We start from the raw sequence: 8151 nt of genomic DNA on the forward strand, positions 1-8151 counted from the left end.
TGAAAATCAGTATAAAGGTTTTCAAATTTCAGAGGCTACTAGGGCAAATATTTCACTCTTATACAATTCAAAAACATTCACAATAACAACTGGCCATCAATTGAATTTGTTCACTGGACCATTGTATTTTTTGTATAAAATTGTTTCCACCATCAACCTTTGCAATACATTAAAAAAAGAATATCCTTCTTATGACTTTGTTCCAATTTATTGGATGGCTACTGAAGATCATGACTTTGAAGAAATAAATCATTTCAATTTTAAAAATGTAAAAATAAACTGGAATAAGGAAAGTAATGGTCCGGTTGGAAGGCTATCAACGGATGGACTAAAAGATGTATTAGAAGTTTTTGTTTCAGAATTAGGTATTGGTGAAAACGCTGCTTATTTAAAAGAACTTTTCGAAAACAGTTATGTTAAAAATAACAATCTTGCTGATGCTACTCGATTTCTAGCTAACGAATTTTTTGGAGATAAAGGTTTAGTTATACTTGATGGCGACGATAAAACGTTAAAACAATTATTTATTCCTTATGTCAAAAAGGAATTAATTCACAAAACAACTTTCCAAAAAGTTTCTGAAACAAATACAATGCTTGAAAAAGAATATGAAATTCAAGTAAACCCCAGAGAAATAAATCTGTTTTATATAGAAGACAATCATAGAGAACGAATAGTATTTGAAAATAATCTGTTTAAAATTAATAATACTACACTTTCGTTTTCAGAAAAAGAAATTATTGAATTACTGGAAAATAGTCCCGAAAAATTTAGTCCAAATGTTATTCTTCGACCTTTATACGAAGAGGTTATTTTACCTAATTTGTGTTATATTGGAGGAGGTGGAGAAATTGCGTATTGGTTGCAGTTAAAATCTACATTTGAAGCTAATAAAGTTACTTTTCCGATACTCTTAGTTCGTAATTCCGTTTTGTTAGTAACTGAAAAACAGATACATAAATCTGATAAATTAAGTTTATCTTGGGAAGATTTATTTAGAAATCAGCAAGAGTTATTTGCAAAAAAAACATTAGAATTTTCTAAATTCAACTTAGATTTCTCAGAACAAAAAGAACATTTAAAACAACAGTTTGCAAAATTGATATTAATTGCTGATCAAACTGACAAATCGTTCATTGGCGCTGTAAAAGCCCAACAAACCAAACAAATAAAAGGGTTGGAAAATTTGGAGAAACGTTTGCTAAAAGCCGAAAAAAAAATGCATGCAGACGAACTCGAAAGAATTATCAAACTACAAAATGAGCTGTTTCCAAATCAAGGCTTACAAGAACGTAAAAATAACTTGGCGGAATATTACAATGAATATGGTCAAGAGTTCATCGATAAGTTGTTCACGAAACTTAAACCTCTAGAATCTTCATTTACCATTATTACCTTATAAACAATAAGTTTTTAACTCGCAAACGTTTGATCACTGATGTAATTTTTATTATTGTTTGAATTAGTCTAATTTCGACAACATAATTTAAATCATATTATTATGAAAAAACAACTATTTCTTATTCTTATTTTATTTTTATCATTATCTAGTAATGCTCAAACAATTTCTATTGTAGGAACTGGGGTTAATGGTTATCCTCCAAATTTAACTGGACCTGAAATCATATTATCTACAACAGATAATATCACATACACTAAAACAAATTTATTATTGTCAGATGGTGAAGTTAAATTTAGAGAAAATTTTGATTGGTTAAATAATTGGGGAGGAACTACTTTCCCAAGCGGTCAAGGAATATTAAATGTTTTTGGTTTTGGCATTCCAACTCAAGCTGGGATTTATGATGTTACTTTTAATAGAAGTAATGGAACTTATACTTTTATTGGAACTCCATTTCCTAAAATCGGAATTTGGGGACCTGCTGTAAATTCACAACTAGGTTATGGAGGACCAGATGTTGATATGATTACAACTGACGGTATAACTTATACTTTATCAGGATTTAATTTTAGCTCCGGAAATTGTTATTTCCGACAAGACAACGCTACAACAAATGTTTGGGGAAGTACCATTTTTCCTTCTGGTACTGCAGTTCTTAATGGGCCATCACTATTTGTTCCTGGTGGCGAATGGTTTGTAACATTTAATAGAAACACGGGTGAATACAGTTTTACCTATCCAAGTGTAGGAATTTTAGGTTCTGCTTTAGGTGGTTTTGGTGTAGCCGATACTGATTTAGCTACAACAGATGGATTCACATATACCATATCAAATTTACAAGTAATTACAGGAGAAGTAAAGTTTAGAAAAGATAATTCGTGGACTACGAATTGGGGATCAACAGCATTTCCAACTGGTACTGGAACACAAGATGGACCAAATATTCCAATAACTGGTGGTTTTTACAATGTTACTTTTGAAAGATCATCAGGAAATTACTCGTTTGTAAATTCATTATCTTTCAATGATTTTTCTTTAAGTTCAGTAAAAATTTCTCCAAATCCAACTGTAGCTAATTTGTCTGTTCAATCGGAACAAATTATTGATACTGCAGAATTGATAGATATAACTGGAAAAACTATTCAAACATTTGTACCAAATCAAACTAATTTTAATATTGATGCAACTAATTTATCAAGTGGAATTTATTTGTTAAAACTTACTTCTTCAGTGAATAGTATGGTTCAAAAAATTATCAAGAATTGATACTAGTTCTGTTTTAATATTGGTTTAAAAAGTTTACTTTTGCACCAAAATAAAATAAAAACAAAAAATGGCAACGAATAGAACTTTTACCATGATTAAACCAGATGGTGTTGAAAACGGACACATCGGTGGAATATTAAATATGATTACTGAAGGTGGTTTCAGAATTGTAGCAATGAAATTAACGCAATTAACAGTAGCTGATGCAAAAGCATTTTACGCTGTTCATGCTGAAAGACCATTCTACGGAGAGTTAGTAGAATTCATGACACGTGGACCAATCGTAGCTGCTATCTTAGAAAAAGATAACGCTGTTGAAGATTTCAGAACGTTAATTGGTGCTACAAACCCTGCACAAGCTGCTGAAGGAACTATCCGTAAAAAATATGCAACATCTGTTGGTGAAAATGCAGTACATGGTTCAGATAGCGATGAAAATGCTGCTATCGAAAGTGCTTTTCACTTTGCAGGAAGAGAGCAGTTTTAATCTCATAAAAATTTCATCTAAAAAAAATCCCACAATTAATGTGGGATTTTTTTATTGCAAACTCTTTAAACTCTGTTCTATAGTTGCAATCTTAGCCAATGCATCGGCTTCTTTTTTACGTTCATTTTCGAGTATTTTTTCGGGAGCGCCACTAACAAACTTCTCATTGGATAATTTGCCTTGTACACTACGTAAAAATCCTTGTGTATATTTTAGTTCTTCTGTAAGTTTCTCAATCTCGGCTGCAACATCAATATTTCCTGAAACCGGAATAAAATATTCGTTAGATTTTACTCTGTATGTCAACGCGCCATCAATCTTACCTGTTATATATTCTAAAGAAAGAATATTACCTAGCTTCATAATTACGCTGTCAAAATAAGTCGAAACTTTTTCGCGGTTTACCACTTTTAAATCAATAGCATCTTTCATAGCTATATTTTTTTCTTTACGAATTGTTCGCAAACCAGCAATAACTTCTATAGTAAATTCGAAATCAGCTATCAATTTAGCATTAAACGAAGTTACTTTTGGGTAATCAGCAATAATCAATGCTTGCTCCGGAGTTCTTTCGGCTATGTATTGCCAAATTTCTTCCGTTAAGAATGGCATAAATGGATGTAATAGTTTCAGATTGGCTTCCAACATTTCAATGGCTTTATTGAAAGTTGCTTTATCGATAGGCTGTTGGTACCCGGGCTTTATAATTTCCAAAAACCAAGAACAGAAATCATCCCAAACCAATTTGTAAATCGCCATCAGCGCATCAGATAATCTATATTTTTCGAAATGGTCTTCAATTTCTACTAATGTTTGCTGTAACTTAGATTCATACCATTCGATAGCGACTTTAGAACTTTCTGGTTGCGGAATATCAGCAACTTCCCATCCTTTAATTAATCGGAAAGCGTTCCAAATTTTATTGGCAAATGCTTTTCCGTTGTTACACAATTCTTCATCGAACATAATGTCGTTTCCTGCTGAAGCACTCAAAAGTAATCCAACACGAACACCATCAGCACCAAACTTTTCAATCAGTCCTAATGGCTCAGGAGAATTACCTAATGATTTTGACATTTTACGACGTTGCTTATCTCGCACTAAACCTGTTAGGTAAACATTAGAAAAAGGCTTTTGACCTGTATACTCATATCCTGCTATAATCATACGCGCTACCCAAAAGAACAATATATCTGGAGCTGTTACTAAATCATTCGTAGGATAATAGTATTTGAAATCTTCATTTTCCGGATCCATAATTCCACCAAAAACAGCCATTGGCCATAACCAAGAAGAGAACCAAGTATCGAGTGCATCGGGGTCTTGTTTTAAATCGTTTATGGTTAATTGTTTATTGTTTGTGGTTTCCTGAGCTAATTTTAAAGCATCTTGAATATTTTCAGCCACCACAAAATCTTCTTTTCCTTCACCATAGAAATAGGCCGGAATTTGTTGTCCCCACCACAATTGACGCGAAATATTCCAATCGCGGATATTTTCTAACCAATGACGATACGTATTTTCAAAACGCGAAGGATATAATATAATTTCTTTGGTTTCCAACACTGCATTAATAGCTGGTTTTACCAAATCTTCCATCTTCAAAAACCATTGGTCAGACAAGCGAGGTTCAATCACAGCTTTGGTTCGCTCGGAAGTTCCTACTTTGTTTAAATGTGATTCTGTTTTGGCTAAAGCTCCAATAGATTCTAATTCTTTGGAAATTTCTTCCCTTACTACAAATCGGTCTTTGCCTTCGTAATGCATTCCAAAAGAATTTAAGGTAGCATCTTCATTGAAGACATCAATTATTTCTAGGTTAAATTTATCTCCCAGCATTTTATCATTGACATCATGCGCTGGAGTAACTTTTAGACTTCCTGTTCCAAATTCTCTATCAATATATTCATCAAATACTATGGGAACTTCACGGTTGCAGATAGGAACTATTGCTGTTTTTCCTTTCAAATGCTGATACCTTTCGTCTTCTGGATGAAAACACAAAGCAGTATCGCCAAAAATAGTTTCAGGACGAGTAGTTGCAACTACTACAAACTCGTTGGTGTCTTTAATTTTATATTTTACATAAAATAATTTGCCTTGTTGTTCTTCGTAAATTACTTCTTCGTCGGACAAAGTAGTTTTTGCTTCCGGATCCCAATTAACCATACGATAACCTCGATAGATATACCCTTTGTTATATAAATCTACAAACGAACGAATTACAGATGCCGACATATCGGGATCCATAGTAAATTTTGTTCTGTCCCAATCACATGAACATCCTAATTGTTTGAGTTGTTCTAGGATAGTTCCGCCATATTTATCCGTCCACGCATAAGCATGAGCTAGAAATTCTTCACGGGTTAAATCGTTTTTGTTGATACCATCACTTTTTAATTTAGCAACCACTTTTGCTTCGGTCGCAATCGAAGCATGGTCAGTTCCAGGAACCCAACAGGCATTGAACCCTTTTAATCGCGCACGACGAATCAGAACATCCTGAATAGTGTTGTTTAACATATGCCCCATGTGCAAAACTCCGGTCACGTTAGGTGGTGGAATAGTTATGGTATATGGTGTTCTATTGTCTGGTTTGGAATGAAAATAGTCATTTTTCATCCAGTAATCGTACCATTTTTTTTCTACCGTTGCGGCATTGAATTGAGCTGGAATCATATATTGATTGTTAAACTTATTAGATTGTTAGACTTCTTAGATTACAAAATGAAATACCTTTCTCTTCGGGCTCCGATTCTATAATTCTCCTCTTTTAGACGAGACCGGAAAAACGACAACCTAACTTCAGGTAAGAAGGAATGGACAACTTATAAAACTGTACATTCGCTCCTATTTGTTATGGCATGTCTTTTGTAAACAGAAAAGCAAAAGTAATTAATAAAGACTTTAGAAAAAATTAAGAATTAAATTTTTGTGTATTAAATTAAACAAGGTAATTTTACAAATCATATAAAATATTTGAGCTATGAAAAAGTATCTACTTTTAACTGTACTTTTTATAAATGTATCAGTTTTCGGGCAAAAGGGACCAAAAATTGAGTTTAAAGACAAAGACAATACTATCGATTACGGTACGGTCTACAAGGAAGATGATAGTGGTGTTCGTACTTTTGAGTTTACAAATACAGGTGATGAACCTTTAATTATTACCAATGTACAATCGACTTGTGGTTGTACGGTACCATCGAAACCTACAGAGCCTATTTTGCCGGGAAAAACCGGGAAAATTGATGTGAAATACAATATGAATCTCGGACCAATCAGAAAAACAATTACAGTAGAAAGTAATGCCGTAAATGTTGACGAAGGGCGAGTGGCAATAAAAATAAAAGGTGAAGTTATTCAGAAACCAATAGAGAATCTCTTAGAAAAAAAGAAAACAAGTCCGATGATGCAATAAAATAATATCCTCTCTTTCCAACAAAGAGGGGATTTTTTTTTAAATAAAATTCTTTAATTCAAATTTGAATTTATATGTTTATTACGAATTGTAAATGATTTTGTATAAAAATAAAAACAATAATTTGCTAATAGTATTTTTAACAAGTTATAAATATTGCAATGAATTGTATACCATTTAAAAAAATCGCAAATTTGCAACACAAAAAAAATAATCATGCCAAAAATATCATTGAAAGGTCAAAAAATGCCTGAATCGCCTATTAGAAAATTGGTGCCATACGCAGAAATTGCTAAAAAGAAAGGGCATAAAGTATATCATCTAAACATTGGTCAGCCCGATATAAAGACTCCTGATGTAGCACTAAATGCGGTTAAAAATGCAGATATAAAAGTCTTGGAATACAGTCATTCAGCAGGTTTTGAGAGCTACAGAACAAAACTTTCTGCTTATTACAAGTCACATGGATTACCGATTGATGTTGCCGATATAATCATCACAACAGGTGGTTCAGAAGCTTTGTTATTTGCCATGGGAAGCACTATGGATGTTGATGATGAAATTATTATTCCAGAGCCTTTCTATGCTAATTACAATGGTTTTTCAACTGCTTCAGGAGTAAAAGTTGTTCCTGTGATTTCGACTATTGATGAAGGATTTGCGTTACCGCCTATTGCTGCGTTTGAAAAATTAATTACTCCAAAAACAAAGGCTATTCTGATATGCAATCCCGGAAATCCAACCGGTTATTTATATTCAAAAGAAGAAATTTGGCAGTTAGCTGAAATCGTTAAAAAACATGATTTATTTCTAATTGCTGATGAAGTTTATAGAGAATTTATCTATGATGAAAACGAAAAACATTTTTCTGTTATGAATGTTCCTGGTTTAGAAGAAAATGCGATAATAATTGATTCTGTTTCCAAAAGATACAGCATGTGTGGGGCACGAATCGGATGCATAGTTTCTAAAAACAAAGAAGTAATGGCAACTGCAATGAAATTTGCACAAGCAAGATTAAGTCCACCAACCTATGCTCAAATCGCCAGTGAAGCAGCATTGGATACGCCTCAAAGTTATTTTGATGATGTTATCGAAGTATACAAAGAAAGACGCGACACCCTAATTGCCGAACTACAAAAAATCGAAGGTGTCAAAGTAGCAACTCCAAAAGGTGCTTTTTATTGTATTGCCCAATTGCCTGTAAAAAATGCTGACAATTTTGCACAATGGCTTTTAGAGTCATATGATAATAATAAAGAAACAGTAATGGTTGCCCCAGCAGCGGGTTTTTATTCAACACCAAATGTCGGTTTGAATGAAGTCCGTATTGCTTACGTACTAAAAAAAGATGATTTAATTCGTTCAGTTGCAATTTTGAAAGATGCGCTGAATGTTTATAATAAAAGCAATTACAACTAATTTAATAAAGATACTATTCCTATTTGCGCTATCCAAAAAGTGTCTGACTTTTTAGAAAAGTGCAAATAGAAATAGTTTTTTTATGCTTTTTTTAGGATTATCTCTTCATCGCAAAATGCGATTTAAACTGTTTCATTATAGTTCCTTCTGCAT

Annotated in this window: 6 protein-coding genes; 5 read left to right on the forward strand and 1 reads right to left on the reverse strand. The window is 33.0% G+C overall.

Features of this window, described 5'->3' with window-relative positions; translation table 11 throughout:
* From bshC to ACOYLP_RS09440, 3 genes are all read left to right on the forward strand, one after another.
* On the forward strand, positions 1-1402 hold a 1402-nt coding region (gene bshC, locus ACOYLP_RS09430), incomplete at its 5' end, for a bacillithiol biosynthesis cysteine-adding enzyme BshC (protein WP_422855923.1).
* Positions 1403-1501: 99 nt separating this feature from the next.
* Complete coding sequence (locus ACOYLP_RS09435) at positions 1502-2668, forward strand: T9SS type A sorting domain-containing protein (RefSeq protein ID WP_422855924.1); 1167 nt, start codon at positions 1502-1504, stop codon at positions 2666-2668.
* 67 nt (positions 2669-2735) lie between these two features.
* On the forward strand, positions 2736-3155 hold the full coding sequence (locus tag ACOYLP_RS09440; protein ID WP_236396511.1) for a nucleoside-diphosphate kinase: 420 nt from the start codon (positions 2736-2738) through the stop codon (positions 3153-3155).
* A 51-nt stretch (positions 3156-3206) separates the two neighbouring features.
* Here ACOYLP_RS09440 and ACOYLP_RS09445 read toward each other — a convergent pair whose 3' ends face one another.
* Positions 3207-5834, reverse strand: coding sequence for a valine--tRNA ligase (locus ACOYLP_RS09445; RefSeq protein ID WP_422855925.1), 2628 nt, complete (start codon positions 5832-5834; stop codon positions 3207-3209).
* A 307-nt stretch (positions 5835-6141) separates the two neighbouring features.
* On the opposite strand from ACOYLP_RS09445, the gene ACOYLP_RS09450 reads away from it, so the two are divergent.
* Positions 6142-6576, forward strand: a complete 435-nt coding sequence (locus ACOYLP_RS09450; protein WP_422855926.1) for a DUF1573 domain-containing protein — start codon at positions 6142-6144, stop codon at positions 6574-6576.
* 216 nt (positions 6577-6792) lie between these two features.
* The gene (locus ACOYLP_RS09455; RefSeq protein WP_422855927.1) at positions 6793-7998 is read left to right on the forward strand and encodes a pyridoxal phosphate-dependent aminotransferase; all 1206 of its coding nucleotides are present in this window, start codon (positions 6793-6795) and stop codon (positions 7996-7998) included.
* The last annotated feature ends 153 nt before the right edge of the window (positions 7999-8151 follow it).

The sequence above is a fragment of the Flavobacterium sp. genome, assembly GCF_049318325.1.
Classification (GTDB): Bacteria; Bacteroidota; Bacteroidia; order Flavobacteriales; family Flavobacteriaceae; genus Flavobacterium.

Bases quoted from the DNA above. Each gene is read 5' to 3' on its own strand.
- ACOYLP_RS09450 (WP_422855926.1), top strand. From the start codon at position 6,142: ATGAAAAAGTATCTACTTTTAACTGTACTTTTTATAAATGTATCAGTT.
- ACOYLP_RS09455 (WP_422855927.1), top strand. From the start codon at position 6,793: ATGCCAAAAATATCATTGAAAGGTCAAAAAATGCCTGAATCGCCTATT.
- ACOYLP_RS09445 (WP_422855925.1), bottom strand. From the start codon at position 5,834: ATGATTCCAGCTCAATTCAATGCCGCAACGGTAGAAAAAAAATGGTAC.
- ACOYLP_RS09440 (WP_236396511.1), top strand. From the start codon at position 2,736: ATGGCAACGAATAGAACTTTTACCATGATTAAACCAGATGGTGTTGAA.
- ACOYLP_RS09435 (WP_422855924.1), top strand. From the start codon at position 1,502: ATGAAAAAACAACTATTTCTTATTCTTATTTTATTTTTATCATTATCT.